This is a genomic window from Shewanella sp. SM74, from assembly GCF_025653725.1.
GTDB classification, from domain to species: Bacteria; Pseudomonadota; Gammaproteobacteria; order Enterobacterales; family Shewanellaceae; genus Shewanella; species Shewanella oncorhynchi.
This window is the reverse complement of sequence record NZ_JAKKRZ010000003.1, coordinates 416,713-439,854: the sequence shown is the minus strand read 5'-3', so window position 1 is coordinate 439,854 and position 23,142 is coordinate 416,713. Positions and strand designations below refer to the sequence as shown.

Below are 23,142 nucleotides of genomic sequence, written 5' to 3'. Positions count from 1 at the left end.
GCACATTAGCTTGCTCAGTTTGTGGTGATAGACGTTGCCGCCATTTATAAAATGACATGGTGCTCAGTTGATGGGTTTGGCAAAACTCAGTGATGCTCAGCTCTGATGTGTGCCATAAGTCGATTAATTGCTGCCATTGTGCAGCGTTGCGGTAAGCTCGCTTTGCCATATCACTCTCCTGTAATGATGAGTGCACAGCTTATCGCGCGATCTTAAGTGGGAATAGGACGTCCTAAAATGGACGCTTACCGTGTACCGGACACACCGCAGATTGTTATTCCTGCACCTGAATCCGGTAAAGATCCCTATATCTATATTATTGGAGTTGGTAAAGGTGAGAAAAATGAAAATGGGGATTATACAGGTACAATCAACGTTGCTTCTGGGTTAGGTGTTAATAAAATTTATTATCATATAAATGAATGAGTTATTAATTTATGAAGGTTCAACTTAAAGGTTTTACCCTGATAGAGGTGATGATCGCCGTCGTGATCATTGGTATTTTGGCATCGATTGCATACCCTTCTTATACGCAGTACATTGCTCAGAGTGCAAGATCAGAAGGGTTAGCTGCTTTGATGCGTATAGCAAACTTGCAGGAACAGTATTATCTCGATAATAAAAAATATGCTACTGATTTAACAAAACTTGTAGGGGTAAACCCTTATATCACTGAGCACAAACATTACTCTGTATCATCAAGTGGTGCATCAAGCTTTACGATTAAGGCAGTTGCTCAAGGGGTTCAGGCTAGCCGTGATGCCTCGTGCTCTCCTTTAACAATATCAGATACTGGGGCAAAAGGTCCGAGTGCGGAGTGTTGGAAATGAAATTAATAAACCTCTTTATAACGGTGGCTTTCTTACCAAGCTTAGTTTGGGCTGACTCTGGAGCGACAGTCAGCGAACAAGACTTCAAATGCTACATTACATCAAAGAAAAGTGCTGAGATTGCCTTCTATCATTGGAAGAGTAGTGAAATGAATGTGAGAATGGCTAGCCTTGTTGGTACTACTCGCCAATCAAATGATGGATCGAAATATTACATCTATAGTGTTGAGGAGTGTGTCGCATTAAACGCTGAATTTACTAATACTAAGGCGCAAGTGTTGGATAAGTTAACACCTAGATAAACATCAGCATGTATTTTTAAATGTTAACAACGAACGATTTAAGGATAATATTGTTTTAGGGTAGTGAACGGTAGATTTAGTCTCCCATATTTTATGTGCAGCTTTTCCCATCTGCGCCCTCTTTTATTAAACCTGAAGTGCTAATGTTGATGCTTTTAGAATTGTCACTTTGCCCATTTGAACAATAGATAATTGATATTTCAACTGAGACTAAACCATCGGGTGTAAAATCAATTTTTTTATCGGCGGGCCCTGATAGGGAAATTACATCGTGTGTATTGAAACTATCGATCACTTTCAATACATTCTTGGTACCTCCATTGTCAATATATACACTGAACCCCTTATTCCAGTCTGTGCCGCATGGTGATGCCGCGTATGGGCAGACTGTTACTGTTGCACCATAGTTGACAGCTTGGTTTCTTGCAAAAGCAAACACATCACTAATTTTTCGTATTTCATTAGCGCTGCGTGTCCCTTCGTATAGCGACGTAAGTGATGGAACCCCTATGGCTAGTAGGATTGCTGCTACGGCAATTGTGACCATCAGTTCGACTAAGGTAAATCCTCTTGAAATAATTAACATGTAGCTATCCTCGTTAAAACTTAGCTAAGTATATGCGAGGAGACTCTAATGGTCAGTATCTATTCTATATTTTCAATATACCCAATAAATTGATTTTCTTGCTTTTATATAATTAAATTTAAATAGGGAGTATATATTTAAATTTAATCGCAATTGATATTCTTTGCGGTAGAAAGGCGAACTCTACCCGCCTGATTAACAACGATTGCACGGGAGTTTTTGCTATCAATTGTTCGTGGGCAATACTTGAAAGTACCATTACTTCCAGAAGCTAACCCATCAGGTTGAAATTTTATCGAACTTTTATTGTATGTTAAAAAATCTTTCGAATCGAATTCATCAATGACCTTAATAATTTTATCGTTAGCATCGAAGCTTTCGACTACACCTGTATCAATGAAAATTGTTAATCCCTTTTGCCAATCTTGAGTGCATTTTCCATTTACGAGTGGGCATGCTGTGACCCTATAACCATAACTAACAGCTGTATTTCGCGCAAATTGAAGTGTCTGCTGGATAGTTTTAATATTGGTATCAGCTCTTATCTGATCGCTGAGCTCGGTCAAGGAAGGAGCTCCAACTGTTAACAAGATTGTTGAAATCGATATCGTAGTGATAAGTTCTATCAGGCTAAAGCCTTTTCGATGTGAGTTCATAACAGATCCTTGTTATTTTACGCTTGCATCCCGCGAGCGAGTTAGTGCTGGTTAGAATGTAAGTATAAAATCTGGGGCAATATTCATAGTACTTTTTTTAAACTTTTATGTGCTAAAAGCGATTTTATAGAAACTGTGTTTTATGAGTAAAGCACTACATTCACTTCAATATTGACGTAACCCCGTGTAAGCTAGTGTTATTCTGTTTGTTTATGTTATTGCAAGGGATGAGGAATTTTTAATGAAAAAAGTTGAAGCCATTATTAAGCCATTTAAGTTAGATGATGTGCGCGAATCACTTGCAGAAATTGGTATCACTGGGATGACGGTACTGGAGGTTAAGGGCTTTGGTCGTCAGAAAGGGCATACAGAGCTGTATCGTGGTGCTGAATACATGGTGGATTTTCTGCCAAAAGTAAAAATAGAGTTAGTGATCCAAGACGATCTGCTCGACCAAGCAATTGATGTCATTGTTGAAACGGCCCGCACAGGCAAAATTGGTGATGGTAAAATTTTTGTCACTGATGTTGAACGTGTTATCCGTATTCGAACGGGTGAAGAAAACGAAGAAGCGGTATAAACAGCTTACGAACGATTCTAAAGGGCCTAGTGGCCCTTTTTTGTTGCCTAAGCATATGGAAAAACTAAATAGTACCGCTAGGTTTCTGAAATATCTTTAATGGAAAATAGCCTGTTTTACTCAACTAATGTAGTTATCTCTTATCTGTAACATGGTATAACTTAGCCTCGCAAATGAGTTTTATGAGGTTGTCATTTTGGCTACAAAAAGAATAGTGATCGTGGGTGGTGGTGCTGCTGGTTTAGCGCTTGCATCGAAGTTGGGCCGTAAATGGGGCGGTAGTGATGTCGTCGATGTGTGCTTAATTGATAAAAGTCCTATTCATATATGGAAGCCTAAATTACACGAAGTCGCTGTTGGTGTGATAGATCAATCTATTGAAGGTTTACTATATCGCGATCATGGACTTAAAAACGGTTATCGCTATATTCGTGGTGAGATAGAGCAGTGTGAGCCGGATGCTAAATCGATTCAGTTAGCTGCAGTTTATAATGATGAAGGCGAGTTGCTCCTAGAGCAGCGACAAATCAATTATGATTTTTTAGTGCTTGCATTGGGTGGAGTTTCTAATAGTTTCAATACATTAGGTGCTGATGAGCATTGTATTTTCTTAGACAGCCTTGAAAATGCCAATTTATTTCATCATAAATTACTCGACGCTTTACTCCAATTAAATGAAACGCAAGAAAGAGTCAGCATTGGTATTGTCGGTGCGGGTGCGACAGGTGTTGAATTGGCAGCAGAGCTTCATCATGTCATTGAGTCTGTTAAAGAGTACGGCTATCTGAATATCGCTAAGCATCATCTTGATGTGCATTTGATTGAAGCGTCACCTAAAATCCTTCCTCAATTACCAGAGCGTGTAAGCGCTAGGGCTCAAGCTGTTCTTGATCAGATTGGTATACGTTTACATATCGGTGTTCAAGTTAAAGAAGTGACTCGTGATGGTTTCATTACCCAAGATGGCGATGTGATTAAAGCAGGCTTAAAAGTATGGGCTGCCGGTGTAAAAGGGCCAAAAGCATTTCAGCATTTTGCAAAACTGCCCATTACTCCGCGAAATCAGGTAGAAGTTGATGATTGTATGCGAGTTAAAGGTCATCAAGATATTTACGCCCTTGGCGATTGCGCTCTATTGATCCAAAGTTCTGGCCAGCCTGTTCCACCAAGGGCGCAAGCAGCAGCTCAGATGGCTGATACCTTGTTTGATAATATCGTTAATCGATTACAAGGTAAGCCTGAAAAGGCCTTTATTTATAAAGATTACGGCTCATTAGTGTCTTTAAGCCGCTTCTCTGCGGTAGGCAATTTAATGGGGAACCTACGTTCTGGCACTTTCTTTGTTGAAGGCCATATAGCAAGATTGATGTATATCTCTTTGTATCAGAGGCATTTAGCCAGCCTTTATGGTTGGTTTTCGGCAATTGTGTATCGAGTGGCACAAAAGTTATTGAAGTGGCAGCGTCCGAAGCTCAAATTACATTGATTTCTATGTGATTTAGGAGATAGAAAGAGAGCAAATATGCTCTCTTTTTTTTTATTGTTTAGGAATTGCCGACGAGTCACGAATGATAGGTTCAGGAGTAAAGGTTCTAGAATATATGGCATCTTGCTCGCGACGTTTTGCTATTAATAATTCAGTAGCAACCTGAGCAATTTCTGCGTTTGGCTGATGTACAGTGGTAAGTTTAGGCCAGGTTTGACGTGAGAATGGGCTATCTTCGAAACCGACAATTGATAAATCAGCGGGTATGTCTAAACCCGCTAAACGAGCCGCAAAAAGTGCACCAGCGGCAATTTCATCGTTACAAGCAACAATCGCCGTCGGGCGATTTTTTAGTTTGATGAGCTTGTTAGCACCATCAACACCGGACTCAAATGAGTACTTCCCTTCAATTATGTAGTTTTCATTCAGCTTTAGGTTGTTTATTGTTAATGCCTGTTTAAAACCAAGTAATCGCTCTTTGGTGGATTCATGGTGTAAATCTCCGCTTAAAAAAGCGATATGCTTGTGACCTAAATCAATCAGATGCTGGGTGATTTGTACTGCACCGAATTTATCGTTGACTAAAATAGTCAACCCATTCTGATCGTTGTCCTTTTCTCCCGCAATAATGCGCACATAGTTAGCATCAATTTCAGTGAGTGCTTTGAGTACTTTAGGATCTTCTGACAAGGGCGGTGTCAGTACTAATCCAGCGAGCCTAGAATATTTGACTAGTGCTGTAAGCTCATCACATATGGTCTCTGATTTGGCATTGCAAGGGTGGATGACAAGTTCATAGCCCTTGTCTTTACAGGCTGACAAAATCCCATTTTGCATATCAATAATATAGTAAGCGTTTGGATTATCGTAAATAAAACCAATAGCATAGGATTTAGTTCCTGCTAGATTTCTTGCTGCTAAATTAGGTTGGTAGTTAAGTGCTTTTATCGCCTCGTTCACTTTGTCAACGGTGGCCTGCTTCACTGAAGGTTCGTTATTGGTTACACGGGATACTGTCTTGATAGACACTCCAGCATATTTAGCTACGTCGTTGATAGTGACTTTCATTGATGTAAAAACTCTTTGTCTAAGGTCGCGAGGGGTTTAACTGTTCTATGAACGTAAATTCTTTACCAGCAATTTACAAGCTTACATTTTTTATCAGTTTTTTCTGACTTATACATCTTATAGTGCGAGCTTTTGATGTGCTTAGCAATCCTGAATTGTTACAAATTGGCGTTAATTTATCATTGTTACAATTATGCTTGGAGTTGTAAGTTTACGTCATAATATTAAAGCTCATGTTTTATAATGATTTTTAATAAAAATACTGATTCAACATTCTGCTTTATGACATTTTTTTGCTTCCATCGTTATTTTGTTGTGGCAAGGCTGTTAATTATTGTGTAATGTTTGCACTAGACATGACAGCGTTGTCATTCCTCAGGGAATGGTTATGAATACTAAAACGATAATAAAGTTATGGAAGGGAAACGAGATGCGACCATCAACCTTTAAGAAAACTGTACTAGCTACAAATATTGCTATCCTACTCGGCAGTGCTGTATCCATCAGCGCTGTTGCTGCAGACGCCGTGGCAACCACCGCAGCACCTGAAAATATTGAAAAAATTGAAGTTCGCGGTATTCGCGCTTCCCAGCAAGCTAACTTAAATGCTAAACGCTTCTCAGACAGTACTGTGGATGCGATTACTGCTGAAGACATTGGCAAATTTCCGGATAAAAACGTTGCAGAATCTCTGCAACGTATTCCTGGTGTCACGATCCAGCGTCAATTTGGTGAAGGCGCGGGTGTTTCAATTCGTGGTGCGGGTCAAGATCTGACTTTGACAACTCTGAATGGACAAAACGTAGCTTCAACAGGTTGGTTTGTTCTTGAGCCTGCAAAACGTTCATTTAACTATGAATTATTACCATCTGAATTAGTTGGTAACTTAGAAGTCTATAAATCATCTCAAGCGGACTTAGCTGAAGGTGGTGTGGGTGGTACTGTTGTAGTTAATACCCGTAAGCCATTGGATATGGATTCAATGACTTTCTTTGCTTCTGCTGAAGCTCAATATCAAAGCGATTCGGGTGAAACAGATCCACAATTTTCAGGCTTAGGTAGCTGGAAGAATGATGATGAAACTTTTGGTGTATTAGTTTCTGGCGTTATGCAAAATCGTAGCTTGCAGCGTCAAGGTGATGAAGCTTTTTGGGAATGGGGTGCTGGCCCTGTCGCATTTGAACAAGAGCGCGAACGTTCAGCTATTGCTGCAACATTCCAGTATGCCCCGTCTGATTCATTAAACTTTGTGTTTAACGCGATGGACATGCAAATGGCCGCGGACAACACCAACTACGCATTATGGTTTACGCAAGCTGACACTTCATGGTCAGGGGCTCCAGGTTCTGGTGCTTGGGATAACACGGAATGGATTGGTGGCTGCGGTTTATGTGGTGGTGATAAGCCAGATGCATCACAGTCAGGTTCTCAAGTTGCAGGCCCTGTTAACTTAGCATATTGGCAAGCTCGCCCTCGTGAAGCGACAATGAAGTCTCAAGTTTTCGACTTGAAGATGGAATATAGCGGTGATGGATACCAGTTTACGACTCAAATCGGTGATACAAGTTCTACTGGTGGTACCGATTTTGAAATGGTTGTTGAAGATGGTCTGGGTGGTACAGCATTAAATGGTGCGACTTATGACTTTACCAATGGTCATCAAACTTGGGATTTAAATGGTTTTGATACAGCCACTTATGATCCAGGTTCGCTTGCAATGGGTACTGGCAGTAACTTTAATAAAACACCAAAAACAGATGATGAAACTTATATTCAAGCAGATATTAAGTTTGATGTAGATCTAGGTGTGGTTAATGCCATTAAAACGGGTCTGAAATATGCGAAGCATAATACAACGAGTCGCCGTTTTGACTTTGTACAAGCCGATGACTTTAATCCCGTCATATCAACAGCAGGCTTAAATACTGGTACTTTTGCTGTAGGAACAAGTGAATACGATATTATTCGTTTTGATCCAGATGCACTAAAAGATTGGGCTAAATCGAACATCATCGGTGAGACTGAAGATTTTGGTTCATACCGTGAAATTGATGAAGATAACTATGCTGCTTATGTGATGGCTAACTTTGCATCAGAAGGTGTACGCGGTAACTTTGGTGTGCGTTATGCGGGTACTGAAGCGACCTCAACGTACTATGTTGATGGTAAGAAAACCGATGCTTCAGCTAATTATGGGGAATGGTTACCAAGCTTAAACGTAGCATTCGACTTAGCACCAGATCTCATATTGCGCGCATCAGCGGCTCGAGTTATGGCTCGTCCACAGTATGATGACATGTATGTTAACCCTAACGTTTTAGGTGCAAATGATGATGTGCCTAATAACCAAAAATGGGTTGTTGGCAATATCGGGTTAAAACCATTTATTGCTAATCAAATAGACTTAGGCATTGAATGGTATTTCAATGAAGAGTCATTACTTTCTGCGGCTTTATTTATGAAGGATGTTAAAAACTTCGTAACCTTTAGTGAGTACCATGCAGATAGCGCCGATATCCCATTTACTGGCACGTTAAAACCTGATGAAGTTGCTGGTGGTTGGACTGTGCAAGAGAAAGCCAATGGCGAATCTGCGACAATCCAAGGTTTAGAGCTGCAATATCAACAAGACTTTGGGAACGGCTTTGGCTCAATTGTTAACTACACTTATACTGATAGTGAAACTAGCCCAAATACATATACAGATCGCAACCCGTTCTTAAGCGATAGTTCAAAGCACTCATATAACTTAACTGGTTATTTTGAAAACGATTTGTTCCAAGTTCGTTTAGCATATAACTGGCGTAGTGAATATATGATCCGTGAAACTGGTTCATACGGTAATCGTTTACACGATGCATTTGGTAGTTTGGATTTGAGTGCAATTTGGCATGTTACTGATTATATGGATATTAAACTTGATGGTAATAACCTGTTAGAAGAAGGTTCACGTCAGTTTGGTAACAATCAGTTCCAATCTAATCTAAGTGGTTTTACGGATGGCTTCCCTGTATTTGAATACAACATGGCCCGCCGAATTACATTAGGCGCTAGCGTACGATTCTAATCTCGGTTTAACTCAGGTATAAATGAAAAAGGGAGCTTGCTCCCTTTTTCATATCTCAATAATATTCAATCAGAAGAAGCCCTCAAGGAGCTCATATGACTAATTCAATCACCCCACTTGACTCAGCAAAACATGCGCACCTGAAAGTGACTCCTACCACTTATGAACATGTTGCTGCGCAACACTTACTACCCATTTCAATTTATGAGTTTGCCTTTGCTGCTGTAGATGCTCCTGTTGTTTTTGTTAAAAATAGTGAAACAGGAGAATATCAGTCCGTAATTATGCTTGGATTAAAACCTGGACAGAATTTGAAGCAAAAAGATGGCAAATGGTTAGGGCTGTATATTCCAAATATACTTAAAAACTATCCGTTTGGTTTAATGTTGAGTACTGAACAGCAGGATAAAGTATGGGTGGGGATACGAGAAGAAAGCGCTCATGTGAGCACTGATAAGGGAAATGCATTGTTTGAAGGAGGAGAGGAAACTGCGTTTTTAAGATTGCGTAAAGACAGTATTATAAAAAACTTCGAACAAGAGCAAATGAGTAAGGCAATTATTGCATTTTTTGCTCAAAAAGAATTATTTTCTCCCCAAAGTCTTACTGTTGACATCAAAGGCGAAAAACGCGGCATAAATGGTATCTATTTCATCGATGAAGCTAAGTTAAATCAACTCAGCTCAGATGAGTTCTTAGATATCAAGCAACGAGGCCTTTTAGCGCCAATTTACAGCCATTTGAACTCATTACATCAAATTAATCGCCTAGCGAAAGAAGAAATCGAGTTGAGCGTTTAAGTAATCAGCAGGCATAGGTCATGACTTCAATAAAAAATATAAAGAGTGTCGTCATTGTTGGTGGCGGAACTGCAGGTTGGATTTCTGCCTGTCATTTAGCTAAAAAGTTGAATGCTAGAACACCTAAAATACAAGTTATGTTAGTTGAGTCCCCGAACATTCCTACTATAGGCGTTGGTGAAGGGACAGTGCCTATGTTACGCGAAACATTAAAGTATTTTGGTATTCGAGAAGATGAGTTTATTCGTTGCTGTGATGTAACATTTAAGCAGAGTGTTAAATTCATTGATTGGAATAAACCCAATTCAGGGGAGTACTATCACCATTTATTTGATTATCCCTACTTTAAAGACGTTACTTCAACGTGGCTTAATAAATCTCTTTCAGATAGAGGCCGCTACGCTGATCTTGTGTCAGTTCAAGGTCATTTGATTGATGCGGGACTTGGACCTAAAGTGATGACACAGCCTCAATATCGAGGTGCTATGCATTACGCGTATCATCTCGATGCTGCAAAGTTTACCAAGATGTTGACCAAATTTGGTGTTGAACAGTTAGGCGTTAAACATCTTCTTGCAGAAGTCATTGATACAAAAATAGACGCTCAGGGACATATCTTAGAGTTACATACTGATAATGCTGGTGTATTGAATGCGGACTTGTATGTTGATTGTACTGGATTTAGTGCTCAACTCATTGGCAGCGCATGTAACGTTCCCTTCGTTGATAAGAGTGACATTTTGTTTGTCGACTCAGCATTAGTTGTGCAGCTTCCTTATGAAGATAAATATACGCCTATCCCTTGTTTCACTAAATCAACAGCACAAGAGGCTGGCTGGATATGGGATATCGGTTTGTCTGAACGTCGTGGTGTTGGTTATGTGTATTCCAGTCAATATTCATCAATAGAGCAAGCTGAGAGTGTATTGCGGGAATATCTTGGTAAAGCAGAACAAGTCTCGTTTCGACACATACCGATGAAGGTGGGGTATAGAGAGAAATCGTGGCAAGGTAACTGTGTTGCGATTGGTTTGTCGAGTGGTTTTGTTGAACCTTTAGAAGCGACTGGTCTGCTTATGTTTGATGCGACAGCCAGAATGTTAGCTGAATGTTTTCCTGCTAATACTGACGTTATGCCACTCGTGGCTAATCGTTATAATCAGCGAGTATTGAATGCTTGGAATCGGGTGATTGATTTTATTAAACTTCATTATGTCATAGCCAAACGAATGGATACGCCATTTTGGGTTGATAATAAAAATGAAATAAGTATTCCAGACACATTAAAAGAACATTTAGAATTGTGGCGCTATCACATACCGACTGCCTATGACTTTACTTCTACGCTAGAATTTTTCAATTTAGAAAATTATTTATATGTACTCTATGGCTCAGACTTTGAGTCAAAATTAGAGAGGAAATTAAATGATGAAGAGGAAAGGCTTTTCACGGTAATGACCGAGAAATTAGGCAAGCAGGTTACATTACTCAAATCGCAATTATTACCCCATAGAGAGTTAATTGAACGTATTAAGTTGTATGGCATCCAACTTAATTAATGGTTGAATTAAATGGTAAGTAGAGCAAGATTTTTAATCTTGCTCTTTATGATTTTAAATATTTTTAATTTTCGCTAAGAATTCTTGATGTGATAAAGATTGCTCTTTTGCTCTAAACTGTTGTGTTTTTAAGTTGTCGAGTATTCTTGATATTTCATTTTTTGGACAAGGTATATGGATTTCAGGAATATGCTGCATACCATAAAGTACGTAGCGATAATTCTCATCTGTAAAAACTGAACTATATCCATTGGCAAGATCGACATACTCACAAACCTTGTCTTTCCATAGTGTCATTTTTTGTTCTAGAGCAGGTATGAATGCTGAGCTTTGTGCAGCTTTTTGCCAGAATTCATTATCATCTCTATCAGTTAAACAGTAATGAAGTACGATAAATTGTCTAAGATCGGTATACAATCCGTTCATTGCGATATTATATGACGTCCTTATCGCTTGGGAGGGATTAGATGAAGTTAAATGCGTCGCTAGCAATCTTGCTCCTAAGTTTATAAGATGCAAGCCTGTCGATTCTAAGGGTTCAATAAATCCACCTGCGAGCCCCATTGCAATACAATTTCCAACCCAAAATTCACGTCTACAACCTATCTTCATATCTAAGTGAACAGTTCTTATGATCTCTTGTTCATCGCCAAGATAAGCTTTTAATTCAGCCTCAGCTTGCTCCCTCGTTAGACTATGTCCATCGTAGACATAACCCGTTCCTTGACGATTCGTTAGGTCAATTTCCCAAGCCCAACCATGACTAAGTGCTGTTGCTGTCGTATAGGCTCTTGGTAGCTGGTGAGGCAGATATTCCCGCTGCATTGCAACGGCTTTATTGCAAGGTAATTCGGTTTCGAATGATTGCCAGTTATCATTCTTTAGGCTTTGAATTAAAAGCCCTTTAAAGCCTGTACAGTCGATAAATATGTCACTCTTGAATGAGCCTTGGTCAGTTACAACCTCTATGATGTTGCCATCATTAACCAGAACGTCCGTTACATTTGCTTCAACATGATCTACCCCTGCTTGGGTGGCTTTGCGCTTTAAAAAGGTCGCCATAAGTGTCGCGTCTAAGTGGTAACCATAGGGGACAATACCTTGATATTGATTCAAGTATTGCGTTTTAGGGCTTAAGTTATTTTGCATTAAGCTAAATGAAAGGCTTGTTGCTTCAGCAAAGGAAGTGCTGTTTGATTCATTAATCTGATTATTTAAAATCCAAGCACTTGCATTATCAATTTTTCCAGATGGTTTTTGTTGCTCAAATGGATGGAAATATTCATGCATTTTACCATCGACTGGTTTCATCCAGTTACGAAATAATATGCCGGTCTTTAATGTTGCGTTTGTTTCTCTAAGTAGCTCATTTTCATCTAATCCCATAGCTGCAAAGAAGAATCGAAGACTATGAACGGTAGCTTCGCCAACGCCAATAATACCAATTTCTTTACTTTCGATAAGTCTAATATCTATGATATTAGATGAGTGGTTATATAACTTACTCAAGTAGAGAGCCGTCATCCAGCCTGTGCTACCGCCACCGACAATCGTGATACTTTTTAGCGGAGAATTATTCATCTTAATGTTTCCTATTAACTCGCTAACATGACGCTACCCGTCAAAATGATCCAAATGGAGAAAAAGAGTTTTAATACTTTTACAGGGAGAAAGAGCGCTAATTTACGAGCGAGTAATCCTCCGATAATGGCGCCAGGACCTGCGAATAAAACTAGCTCAAAGAGGGCATGGCTATTTGTTGAAAAAATATGGATAGGGCTTGCCGACCAGACTGTAATCGCAGAAACAACAACGCCAGTGGCGACCGCCATTTTGGCGCATAGTCCCCTTATCATGAGATAAATGACGACTAATTCGCCGACGCCTACCGATAACCAAGCTGTGATAATACCGCCGAAATAGCCAATGAGAGCGAGCCAAAGAAAATCGACCGGCATTATAGAGCGAGTGATTTGTGTGCTTTTTTTGCTACTAATAATGATGGCGATACCAAGCACTATCGAGAAAATGCTAAAGCTGGTGTGTAGCGAAGAGGGCGAATTGAGTCGTAGTAATTGGCTACTCCAGAAACCTAAGACAGAAAAGAAGGCTGCAAGTAATGATGCTTTTACAAAACCAGACCAGGCATCATCTTCTCGGTGGTGCTTTTTATAATGCAGTGACCATGAAATCGCGCCTGCTGTCATGCCAAAGCATTGGATCATAAATGAAGTCGAGACACTTTGAGACTCACTAAAGTTGAGGCTCGAAAATACCGGAATAAAGATGACGCCACCGCCAGCTCCTGTCGAGTTTGCAAATATCGCTCCTGTGATGCCTAGAAAAACGAAGCGTCCATATTCTTGGATAAGATCAAATAGCGAATGAAAATGGTTCGCCCAAAATAACCAAGCTCCACAGAGTAGTAATACCAAACTGAGGTTTAGGTAATACCGATTTAAGCGCGGAGCAGGCTGGGTATTATTGGGCACAAGTGTGTTAATGGGATTCATCAATAGCTACCGTGATCTTTGTCATGTTATCGCTATGTTATCAATGAAAGACAGCGTTGTCACATAAGCTTGAATAAATAAAATAAACATTTTAAGTATTTGAATAATTTGCATTAATTATGTCTATTCATAAAAAATAACAATAATTGTCAAAAAAATGTAGAAATCCTGTTCTTTCTTGTGTACTTTAATAATGACAACGCTGTCATCTGCTTGTGTGACGCGTTGTTTGTAAGGTCTGCATGAGAGGATGAGGTCTCCTTATCATGTGTTTGGCAGGAGTATTGCTGTCGGGCGGCGATACGTTTGTCTTTGATAGTCTCTCCCCAGAAACTAGCGTGGGCTGGGTACTGTAAGCAGTGCCCAGCCATTTTTTTAGGATGTTTTTACGGTATTACTCAACTGCCTACCTCAGCACTTGAACGTTAGCGGCATAGATAAATAAAACTCACTGGTATAAACCAGATAATAAAAGAGGCTACAATTTATGGCGATTCATTTAACGGCTGCGATGCGTGTCATTGCAATTGGCATGTCGAGTGTCATTGGCCATGTCACCGCACTCATCATGACAAAAAGAACGGTTTGCATACCCCTGTTTATAATGGCATTAGCGTTTTTTTCGGCATTTTCCTCTTTTGCTGTATTTGCTACCGACACAGCCACAAACAATTTAGCTTCAAATTCTGATGTGTCTAAATCGTCTGCACAGGTTTCAAAAAAAATCACCACCGCGATACAGCAGGAATGGTTGCTAAAGTTACTTGATGAAGCACTGCGGCGCTCGGATTCGGGTTATCAAGCGCAAGAAATGTCGACTCAAATGAATCAAAAGCGCAAGGTTGAAGAAGCACTCGCTGGGACTGTCGACGTGTTTTGGAGCATGACCTCAAAAGAATTGGAAGAAACTGTGCTTCCCGTGCGCATTCCATTGTTTAAAGGGTTACTCGGTAATCGGCTGCTGATTATCCGTAAATCGGATGAGGCACGATTTGCTAATGTGAAAACCATGGCGGATTTTAGGCTGTTAAAGGCGGGGCAAAATCGTTATTGGCCCGATGCAACGATTTTAGAAGTCAATGGATTACCCGTCGTCACTAGCTATCAGTACACCAATTTATACCCCATGTTAGAAGGCGGGCGTTTCGATTATCTTGCCCTCGGTGCCCAGGAAATTAGCGAAGAACTCGAAAATCACCCCGATCCCGCACTTAAGGTCGATAGCCATATCCTGCTGCAATATCGTTCGCCAGCTTATTTCTTTGTTTCCCCTAAGCGCCCCGAACTTGCTGCGGCCATTTTAGCCGGGCTTGAAAGTATGGTAAGCGACGGATCTTTTGATGAGATGTTTAATCGCGAGCTTAAAATTGAGCAACTGTACCGTGAGGCTAAGTTTGAACAACGGGTGATTATCCGTCTTGATACACCTGATTTAAGTCCATTAACACCAATAGAACGCACAGAATTATGGTTAGATCTTTTTAGTATGCAAGGTGCAAAATAATGAAAACATTAGCCTTAAAAGTACAGATTGGATTAGCGGCAGCAATTTTTATGATTGTTAGCGTTCTGTTCGGTGCATCTTACTGGTTGGCGAGCGATAAATTGGCTGCCAGTGAAACTGAGTTTGAAGAAAATATCGTCGCCAATTTACAAGTGACCATGGCGCAGCCCATCTTCACCTACGACTATGAACAAATCCAAGCCGTGTTGTCTGTGATGCTTAAATCTGCGCAAATTTATCATATTGTCGTGAGTGACCATCGCGGTAAAGTGTTAGCCGAGAGTCAACAGGCTCAAACAGTGGCCGATGAGTATCTAGTGAAACGTGAAATTCAATTTGCTGATCAAGGTAACCCAACGGGCCAATTGGCCATTCAGTTTTCTATGTTGCCTATTCGCGCTCAGTTGTCAGATTTACTCTTAGGTTATTTCTTGCAGGCGTTGTTAATTCTCGGTGGCAGTTTATTTGTTATCTTCATTATTCTTAAACGTTTAGTGATTAATCCACTGGATAATATTGTTCGCGCCATGGAAGAAATTGCCAGCGGTGACGGTGATTTATGCCACAGATTACCGGTTGAGAGTCAGGATGAGATTGGTCAGCTTGCTAAGGGATTTAATGGTTTTGTAGAGCAAATCCACGGCACGATTTCCAAAGTGCACGAAACCTCAGGGCAATTACTGGGCGATGCTAAAGCGCTGGGGTCGCTGTCGCAAACGAATAATGATCGCGTGCAAACCCAACTAAAAGAAACCGAGGCCGCAGTGACGGCGGTAACTCAACTGAGCGCCAGTGCTAACGAAGTCGCCATTAATGCCAAGCGCACCGCGGACGTGGCGAGTCAGGCCGATAAAGCGGTCGATGACAGTCAGCGTCAGTTCGATTCGGGATTAGACATCACTCGTAAACTGGCATCTGAATTAGCCCGCTCGGCATTGTCCGTTTCACAGCTACAGCAAGAAACCCAAAAGATTGATGAAGTGGTCGTGGTGATCAACAGCATTGCCGAACAAACCAACTTACTGGCGCTTAATGCTGCGATTGAAGCGGCGAGGGCGGGTGAACAAGGGCGCGGGTTTGCTGTGGTGGCCGACGAAGTGCGCACCTTGGCGAGCCGAACTCAACAGGCCACAGGTGAAATACAGAAAATGATCCAGCAGGTCCAGAGCCGCGTGGCTGAAACTGTCACTGTGATGCAAGCGAGCCAAGCCCTTTCAACTCAGGGCGTTAACCGCTCAGAAGAAATTAAGTTAGTGCTTACTAAAGTGACTGATTTAGTCTCAAATATCAGTAATATGAACATCGAAGTTTCCCATGCGGCACAGGAGCAAACCTGCGTCACCGAAGCGATTTCTCGTACGTTAAATGATCTTGCCAATGTCTCAGGTTCAGCCTCACTCGATAGCGAGCACTTAGCGCACTCGAGCGAGCGACTGTTTCACCAAGGGGAAAGACTGCGGACGTTAGTAACTTCCTTCAGATTGTAGCCATTTCTGGAGCTAGATAAGGATAATCATGAAAAAAACACTCTCAGCAAGCGCCATTTTACTGGCTTTAGGATTAACGGCCTGTTCCGAGGCGCCTGTGACGCCTTCCGCAGCGTCAGCCGATAAGGCTGTGGCTCAAACACAGCAAGCTCAGGACGCATTAACTCAAGCGCAGTTACAACAACTCGGGGATTCGTTAGTCGTAACTTACCGTGTTGTGACCAATGTGCCAGACGATAAGTGCCTAAAAGATAAAGCCGATGGTCGCTGTTTTGTCGCTCAAATTGATTTCGTGCCCGGTATGGATTTAGCCAGCCAAGATTGGGAAATTTATTTAAGCCAAATGCGCCCAGTGCAATCGGTTGAAAGCGGTGAATTGACGATAACGCACGTTAAAGGCGATTTACATCGTATTACGCCAACGGCCGCTTTTAAGGGATTTGTTAAGGGCGAGAAAAAGCAACTGACATTCCGTGGTGAGCCGTGGCAATTGGCTGAAACCGACGCTATGCCAAACTATTACCTCGCAGCAAAAGGATTAGAACCCGTCATTATCGCCAGCACTCAAGTGGGTAAAGATGCCGAAACGGGTTTAGAGACGCGTCCGTATGTTGAAGGGTTTACGAATTTTAAAACCCAATATCAACGCACTGAAACGGATAAACTCGCGCCAGCCGATGCCGCGCAATTATTTAAAGCTAATCAAAGCGTGAGTGAAGATGCCTCCTTGGCTGTGGATACTATCATCCCAACGCCACAAAAGGTGAAGATCCATTCAACCGATACACCAGTATCCCTTGCTGGTGGTATTAAGCTCGAATATCAGCAAGATAACCCAGAGCAAAAGAGTCAAGTTGCGGCAGCGGTGGCACGTTTAGCTCGCCTGGGTGTGGCTGAATCTGCGAGTGGCATTACGGTGAAATTTGCCAGCCAAAAAGGGGATGAGGGCAGTTATCGCTTAGATATTCAGCCAACTGAAATTGTGATCGCTGCCAATGATGCAGCAGGCTTCTCTTACGGTTTGTCATCACTAGCAAGCCTTGTGGATGTGAATTCGCTGAAAATGAATGCCATGACCATTGAAGACCGCCCACGTTATCCGTTCCGTGGCATGCACATTGATGTGGCTCGTAATTTCCACAGCAAACAATTGTTGCTGGATTTGCTCGACCAAATGGCGGCTTATAAGCTCAATAAACTGCATTTACACATGGCTGACGATGAAGGTTGGCGACTCGAAATCGACGGGCTACCTGAGCTGACCGACATCGGTAGTAAACGTTGTCATGATCTTGCTGAAAATACCTGTCTGTTACCGCAACTGGGCAGTGGTCCTTTTGCGGAGTCGAGCGTTAATGGTTTCTATACTAAACAAGACTATATCGACATAGTGAAATATGCCGAGGCGCGTCAAATTCAAGTGATCCCATCGATGGATATGCCGGGTCATAGCCGCGCCGCGATTAAAGCGATGGATGCGCGTTTTCGTCGATTACAGGCTGAAGACGTAGAGCTTAAAAACACGGGCAAAGTGCAGGTTGTCCCTGTGCAGGAAACGGCAAATCAAGCTAACACAGCGGTAAAAGCGTTAGATGCGGGCGCTCGTCAATTGCAAGCAGAAGGAAAAACCACTGCAGCTGAGCAATATTTGTTATCCGATGCAAACGACAAAACGGTTTATTCTTCAGTGCAATATTACGACGACAATACGCTTAACGTGTGTATGGAGTCGACTTATCACTTTGTCGATAAAGTGATTGATGAAATTGCCAAGTTACACCAAGCCGCGGGTCAACCATTGACGCGTTACCACATTGGTGCCGATGAAACGGCGGGAGCTTGGAAACAATCTCCTCAGTGTTTAGCATTTGTCGCCAATAACGATAAAGGCGTTAAGTCGATAGATGACTTAGGCGCTTATTTTATTGAACGAATTTCGACTATGTTAGCGGCAAAAGGCATTGAAGCAGCAGGATGGAGCGATGGTATGAGCCATGTTCGCCCTGAGAATATGCCCGCTAAGGTGCAGTCTAATATTTGGGATGTGATTGCCCACAAAGGTCATTCGCGCGCCAATCAGCAGGTGAATCTCGGCTGGGAAACCATACTTTCTAATCCTGAGGTATTGTACTTTGACTTCCCCTATGAGGCCGATCCTAAAGAGCATGGTTATTACTGGGCGAGCCGCGCGACCAATAGTCATAAAGTCTTTAGCTTTATGCCTGATAATTTAGCCGCTAACGCCGAGCAATGGACCGATATTGAAAATCAGCCATTCGAAGCGGATGACAGAATAAAATTTGATGAGGCGGGTAACAAAGTCTCGGGTCCAAGGGAGAAAGGCAAACCCTTTACTGGCTTGCAAGGGCAGGTTTGGAGTGAGTCGATTCGCAGTGATGATACGCTGGAATATATGGTGTTCCCGCGTTTGTTGATGCTGGCAGAGCGGGCTTGGCATCAAGCCGAATGGGAAGTGCCCTATCAGTATCAAGGCGCTGTGTATAACCAAAGCTCGGGGGCTTTTACCTTAGCCATGCGTGATGCACAGGCAAAGGAGTGGCAACAACTTGCGAATACCTTGGGCCACAAAGAGTTTATCAAGCTAGATAAAGCCGGCATCGATTATCGCGTACCGACGGTCGGCGCCGAGATCCGTGACGGTAAACTGTTTGCTAATATTGCCTATCCCGGGCTCAAACTTGAATACCGAAGCCTCAATGGCGAATGGCAAGTTTATCAAGCGGGATTGGTGGTCACTGCACCGATTGAGATCCGAGCCATTGCGGCCGATGGTATTCGTAAAGGCCGAAGTTTAATCGTTAACTAAATCGTTTTTATATCTGGCTGTATTTTAAAGATAAAATACAGCCTTTTTGTTTTTCTGTGTCAGTGATTGCCTAAATTTGATTTTAGATCATAAATCACTTAAAAAAGTAAATGACAACGCTGTCATTTTTGCTGTAACATTGAGTTAACTAAAGTTGAGCGCTGTATTAACGGCAAATAATAAGCAACGGTAGCGCTGCATTGATAGGTGAAGAGGGGTGTCATGGGGTTAGTCCAGACAAAAGATCAACCACTGTTTATAGGTGTAGATGGAGGTGGCAGTAAATGCCGAGCCACCATCTACTGCGCAGACGGTACCGTTTTAGGGACAGGTGTTGCTGGACGCGCAAATCCACTGCATGGTCTAACACAAACATTTGAATCCATTGAAGCATCGACTCGCCTGGCGTTGCTAGATGCGGGAATGAACGAGAGCGATAGTCACTTGCTGGTGGCGGGTCTTGGTCTTGCTGGCGTAAATGTACCTAGGTTATATCAAGATGTTATCAACTGGCAGCATCCTTTTGCAGCCATGTATGTCACTACCGATTTGCATACCGCTTGTATTGGTGCCCACCGCGGTGCCGATGGCGCTGTGATCATCACGGGTACTGGCTCTTGCGGTTATGCCCATGTTGGTGATACCAGCTTGAGTATTGGTGGTTATGGTTTTGCCTTGGGCGATAAGGGCAGCGGTGCTTGGCTTGGATTAAAAGCCGCCGAACACGTGTTGTTAGCACTCGATGGCTTTGCCGTACCAACCCGATTAACCGATATGCTGTTGAATGAGTTTGGTGTCACCGATGCGCTAGGCATTGTCGAAAATCTAGCGGGTAAATCATCAAGTTGCTACGCCGCATTAGCCAGAAGCGTACTCGATTGTGCCAATGAAGGTGACGCAGTCGCGACTGCCATAGTGCAAGAAGGTGCTGATTATATTAGCGAAATGGCGCGTAAGTTATTTAGCTTAAATCCGGTGCGTTTTTCGATGATCGGTGGTCTTGCTGAGCCTTTACAAGCTTGGCTCGGTGCCGATGTGGTCGCTAAGATTTCAGAAACCTTAGCACCACCCGAACTCGGTGCTATGTATTTCGCCCAGCAAGAATTTAATAAGTCGTTGTCAGTGCACATAGGCACTGAAGCCAAATCCTGTATTTGAACGTGAAGGTAAAAGACATGACAAACACTATTATGGAACAAGAAGCACGCACTGCACCGCAAAAAATTGCGGGTCAATTAGAAGCTAACGCTGACATCATGCAGCAGTTAGGTGAGAAACTGCGCGCCTTCGCCCCTCGTTTTGTGATGATAGTAGGTCGCGGCTCATCGGATCATGCGGGAGTGTTCGCTAAATACTTATTTGAGATTGAAGCGGGTGTACCGACCTTCGCCGCCGCACCTTCAGTGGCGAGTGTGTATGGTAAAACCTTGAAACTCGAAGGCGCGTTAGTCATTGTGATTTCACAATCTGGCCGTAGCCCTGACATTTTGGCGCAGGCGCGTATGGCAAAAAATGCCGGTGCTTTCTGTGTTGCCTTAGTGAATGATGAAAGTGCACCGATTAAAGATATCGTCGATGTCGTTGTGCCTTTACGTGCAGGTGAAGAAAAAGCCGTTGCTGCGACTAAGAGTTACCTCGCGACCTTGTCGGCGATTTTACAACTCGCCGCCGCTTGGACTCAAAGCGAATCGCTTGCTAGCGCCGTCGCTTCTTTACCCCAAGCGCTGCAAACGGCGGTGGACGCTGAGCCACAACTCACGCCAGAATCCGTTGCCGACGTGAAGAACTTAGTCGTACTTGGCCGTGGTTTAGGTTATGCGGTATCTAAGGAAATCGCGCTTAAGTTAAAAGAAGTGTGTTCAATCCATGCTGAAGCATTCAGTAGCGCCGAGTTCCTCCACGGTCCTGTGACCTTAGTTGAGAAAAAACTCACTATCGTCGATGTGTGTATTGGCGATGAATCTTACGCTAGCCATATTGAACAAATTGAAAACGTGAGCCAACGCGGCGCCGATTTAGTGCATCTGAATCAAACCTCGACGGACATTCACCCTCGTGTTGCTCCGTTAGCGTTATTACAACGATTCTATATCGATGTGGCTGCGGTTGCGATTGCCCGCGGTATCGATCCCGATCAACCTGCTGGCCTTAAAAAAGTGACCCAAACGCTTTAAGCGGCAAAGTTTAAGAGGTCTAGGTAGGCTGCACGATTAAACATCTGCAGCTAAGCCACGCGGTTAAACTAATTTAAGCTTTAAGCTAACCGCGTTATTTATTGAAAGAGGTTTGCGATGAAAATCACCTTGATCGCTGAGCGTATTTTTGATGGTGAATATTTCCATCAAGATGTGCCTGTGACTGTTGAAGACGGGCACATTCTGGCGTTTGATACGGTTGTTGGCGCGAAGGAAATCCGCCAAGCCGGAACGCTGGTGCCTGGTTTTATCGATGTACAAGTGAACGGCGGCGGTGGGGCGTTATTCAATGCCAATCCGAGTGTTGATTGTATTGAGACTATCGGCCGTGCCCATGCGCGTTTTGGCACGACCGGATTTTTACCTACGCTTATCACCGATAATGTCAGCGTAATGGCCAATGCGGCCGATGCAGTGGCCGAGGCTTTAGTCAAAGGTAGCGCTGGCGTTTTAGGGGTGCATTTTGAAGGGCCACATTTATCTGTGCCTAAAAAAGGCGTGCATCCGCAGGGTTTTATTCGCGAAATAACCGATGCTGAACTCGCGGTATTTTGTCGTCAAGATCTGGGGATTAAAGTCGTCACGCTTGCGCCTGAGAATGTGTCGTCAGAGGTGATCCGCACGCTCGTCGCTTCGGGCGTGAAGGTGTGTTTAGGCCATTCTAATGCAGATTACGATACTGTGATTGCAGCATTAGCGGCAGGCGCGACGGGCTTTACCCATCTTTATAATGCGATGTCACCACTGGGTTCCCGTGAGCCGGGCATGGTTGGCGCGGCGATTGAGAGTGAAACCGCTTGGTGTGGTTTGATTGTCGATGGTCACCATGTGCACCCCGCGGCGGCAAAGGTTGCACTACGGGCAAAACCGAGGGGCAAGATAATGTTAGTCACCGATGCTATGCCGCCAGTTGGTATGGAGGATGAGACTAGCTTCGAGCTCTTCGGTACGCAAGTGCTGAGAGTCGGCGACAGATTAAATGCCGTGACAGGTGAGTTGGCGGGCTGTGTGCTCGATATGGCGACTGCGGTCAATAATACGGTGAACTTGTTAGGTTTACCTTTGGCGGAAGCCTTGAGAATGGCGGCGTTATATCCCGCACAGTTCCTCGGGATTGACCATAAGGCTGGCCGTTTAGCACTGGGACATAGGGCTGATTTTGTTTTGCTCGATGCGCAGAACAAAGTGCAGGCAAACTACATTGCGGGACGGGCAGTCTATTCAGGGCCGATTTATGCGGGCCAGGCAATAGGGGCACACCCTTAAATCGCTTTTGCAGTTTAGGTGATTTTTAACATCTATACCCAAACTACCTGAAAATGCAGGATTCAGCGGGAATTTAACGCACTTTAGGCAATGCCATTTATTGCTCCTGCATAAATGGCGTTCACGCCATCCATGGCGATTGCGGTTATTTGCAGACCTAGTGGACTAAGTTAAAAATAACCAACGCAGTATAAAGTGCGTTAAAACCCGCCGAGACGGAGTGCCTAGGGCGCTCCACTTCCGTGTCGCATCAATTCAAAAGGTGGCCGACATTCTGTCATTGATGCGCCTTGAATTGAAGCACCCTAGGCGCTCTGAAACTCGTATCTTCAGGTCGCTTGGGTATAGCCCTTGTCGTATTTTGATGACAGGGGCTAAGTTTTTTTATTGTACAGCACTAATTTTAAACAGTATTA

At 42.9% G+C, this 23,142-nt stretch carries 20 protein-coding genes; 14 read left to right on the top strand and 6 right to left on the bottom strand.

Annotated elements, in window-relative coordinates; all coding sequences use genetic code 11:
* The coding region (tnpA, locus tag L5M49_RS25325; RefSeq protein WP_411569098.1) for an IS66 family insertion sequence element accessory protein TnpA at positions 1–169 on the bottom strand (169 nt) is incomplete at its 3' end.
* Between the two features lie 68 nt (positions 170–237).
* On the opposite strand from tnpA, the gene L5M49_RS05775 reads away from it, so the two are divergent.
* From L5M49_RS05775 to L5M49_RS05765, 3 genes are read left to right on the top strand one after another with little or no spacing between them, the layout of a single operon-like run.
* Entirely contained in the window at positions 238–426 is a 189-nt protein-coding gene (locus L5M49_RS05775; protein WP_263265615.1) for a hypothetical protein, read from the top strand.
* A gap of 11 nt (positions 427–437) precedes the next feature.
* Entirely contained in the window at positions 438–830 is a 393-nt protein-coding gene (locus L5M49_RS05770; RefSeq protein ID WP_263205901.1) for a type IV pilin protein, read from the top strand.
* Positions 827–1,132, top strand: coding sequence for a TapY2 family type IVa secretion system protein (locus L5M49_RS05765; RefSeq protein WP_113941310.1), 306 nt, complete (start codon positions 827–829; stop codon positions 1,130–1,132). The genes L5M49_RS05770 and L5M49_RS05765 overlap by 4 nt, the downstream gene beginning before the upstream one ends.
* A gap of 91 nt (positions 1,133–1,223) precedes the next feature.
* Here the strand turns inward: L5M49_RS05765 and L5M49_RS05760 are convergent, their stop codons facing one another.
* Both L5M49_RS05760 and L5M49_RS05755 read right to left on the bottom strand, forming a co-directional pair.
* Positions 1,224–1,718 (bottom strand): GspH/FimT family pseudopilin, encoded by a 495-nt coding sequence (locus L5M49_RS05760; protein ID WP_263205903.1) that lies wholly within the window; start codon positions 1,716–1,718, stop codon positions 1,224–1,226.
* 143 nt (positions 1,719–1,861) lie between these two features.
* Positions 1,862–2,374: a GspH/FimT family pseudopilin gene (locus tag L5M49_RS05755; protein WP_263173355.1), complete on the bottom strand. Its 513-nt coding sequence runs from the start codon at positions 2,372–2,374 to the stop codon at positions 1,862–1,864.
* A gap of 241 nt (positions 2,375–2,615) precedes the next feature.
* Between L5M49_RS05755 and glnB the strand changes: the two genes are divergently transcribed.
* Entirely contained in the window at positions 2,616–2,954 is a 339-nt protein-coding gene (glnB, locus tag L5M49_RS05750; protein ID WP_028760911.1) for a nitrogen regulatory protein P-II, read from the top strand.
* A 196-nt stretch (positions 2,955–3,150) separates the two neighbouring features.
* A complete protein-coding gene (locus tag L5M49_RS05745; RefSeq protein WP_105249931.1) occupies positions 3,151–4,440 on the top strand; it encodes an NAD(P)/FAD-dependent oxidoreductase in 1,290 nt (429 codons plus the stop codon).
* 51 nt (positions 4,441–4,491) lie between these two features.
* Here the strand turns inward: L5M49_RS05745 and L5M49_RS05740 are convergent, their stop codons facing one another.
* Positions 4,492–5,508: a LacI family DNA-binding transcriptional regulator gene (locus tag L5M49_RS05740; RefSeq protein ID WP_263265614.1), complete on the bottom strand. Its 1,017-nt coding sequence runs from the start codon at positions 5,506–5,508 to the stop codon at positions 4,492–4,494.
* A gap of 388 nt (positions 5,509–5,896) precedes the next feature.
* Between L5M49_RS05740 and L5M49_RS05735 the strand changes: the two genes are divergently transcribed.
* The 3 genes from L5M49_RS05735 (at position 5,897) to L5M49_RS05725 (ending at position 10,934) form a co-directional block, all read left to right on the top strand.
* Entirely contained in the window at positions 5,897–8,575 is a 2,679-nt protein-coding gene (locus tag L5M49_RS05735; RefSeq protein WP_411569097.1) for a TonB-dependent receptor, read from the top strand.
* A 95-nt stretch (positions 8,576–8,670) separates the two neighbouring features.
* Positions 8,671–9,375, top strand: coding sequence for a SapC family protein (locus L5M49_RS05730; protein WP_198573932.1), 705 nt, complete (start codon positions 8,671–8,673; stop codon positions 9,373–9,375).
* Between the two features lie 20 nt (positions 9,376–9,395).
* Entirely contained in the window at positions 9,396–10,934 is a 1,539-nt protein-coding gene (locus tag L5M49_RS05725) for a tryptophan halogenase family protein (protein ID WP_263169573.1), read from the top strand.
* A 54-nt stretch (positions 10,935–10,988) separates the two neighbouring features.
* Here L5M49_RS05725 and L5M49_RS05720 read toward each other — a convergent pair whose 3' ends face one another.
* A complete protein-coding gene (locus L5M49_RS05720) occupies positions 10,989–12,515 on the bottom strand; it encodes a tryptophan halogenase family protein (protein ID WP_263169574.1) in 1,527 nt (508 codons plus the stop codon).
* 14 nt (positions 12,516–12,529) lie between these two features.
* A complete protein-coding gene (locus L5M49_RS05715) occupies positions 12,530–13,447 on the bottom strand; it encodes a sulfite exporter TauE/SafE family protein (protein ID WP_263169576.1) in 918 nt (305 codons plus the stop codon).
* Between the two features lie 487 nt (positions 13,448–13,934).
* On the opposite strand from L5M49_RS05715, the gene L5M49_RS05710 reads away from it, so the two are divergent.
* From L5M49_RS05710 to nagA, 6 genes are all read left to right on the top strand, one after another.
* Positions 13,935–14,951: a substrate-binding periplasmic protein gene (locus tag L5M49_RS05710; RefSeq protein ID WP_263169578.1), complete on the top strand. Its 1,017-nt coding sequence runs from the start codon at positions 13,935–13,937 to the stop codon at positions 14,949–14,951.
* Positions 14,951–16,438 carry a methyl-accepting chemotaxis protein gene (locus tag L5M49_RS05705; protein ID WP_263265612.1) on the top strand — a complete coding sequence of 496 codons (1,488 nt, stop codon included), beginning with the start codon at positions 14,951–14,953 and terminating at the stop codon, positions 16,436–16,438. The genes L5M49_RS05710 and L5M49_RS05705 overlap by 1 nt, the downstream gene beginning before the upstream one ends.
* Positions 16,439–16,466: 28 nt before the next feature.
* Positions 16,467–19,265 (top strand): family 20 glycosylhydrolase, encoded by a 2,799-nt coding sequence (locus tag L5M49_RS05700; RefSeq protein WP_263265611.1) that lies wholly within the window; start codon positions 16,467–16,469, stop codon positions 19,263–19,265.
* A 222-nt stretch (positions 19,266–19,487) separates the two neighbouring features.
* On the top strand, positions 19,488–20,423 hold the full coding sequence (nagK, locus tag L5M49_RS05695) for an N-acetylglucosamine kinase (RefSeq protein WP_028760901.1): 936 nt from the start codon (positions 19,488–19,490) through the stop codon (positions 20,421–20,423).
* Positions 20,424–20,440: 17 nt separating this feature from the next.
* Positions 20,441–21,439, top strand: coding sequence for a glucosamine-6-phosphate deaminase NagB-II (nagB-II, locus tag L5M49_RS05690; protein WP_028760900.1), 999 nt, complete (start codon positions 20,441–20,443; stop codon positions 21,437–21,439).
* A 117-nt stretch (positions 21,440–21,556) separates the two neighbouring features.
* Positions 21,557–22,726 carry an N-acetylglucosamine-6-phosphate deacetylase gene (nagA, locus tag L5M49_RS05685; protein WP_263265610.1) on the top strand — a complete coding sequence of 390 codons (1,170 nt, stop codon included), beginning with the start codon at positions 21,557–21,559 and terminating at the stop codon, positions 22,724–22,726.
* The last annotated feature ends 416 nt before the right edge of the window (positions 22,727–23,142 follow it).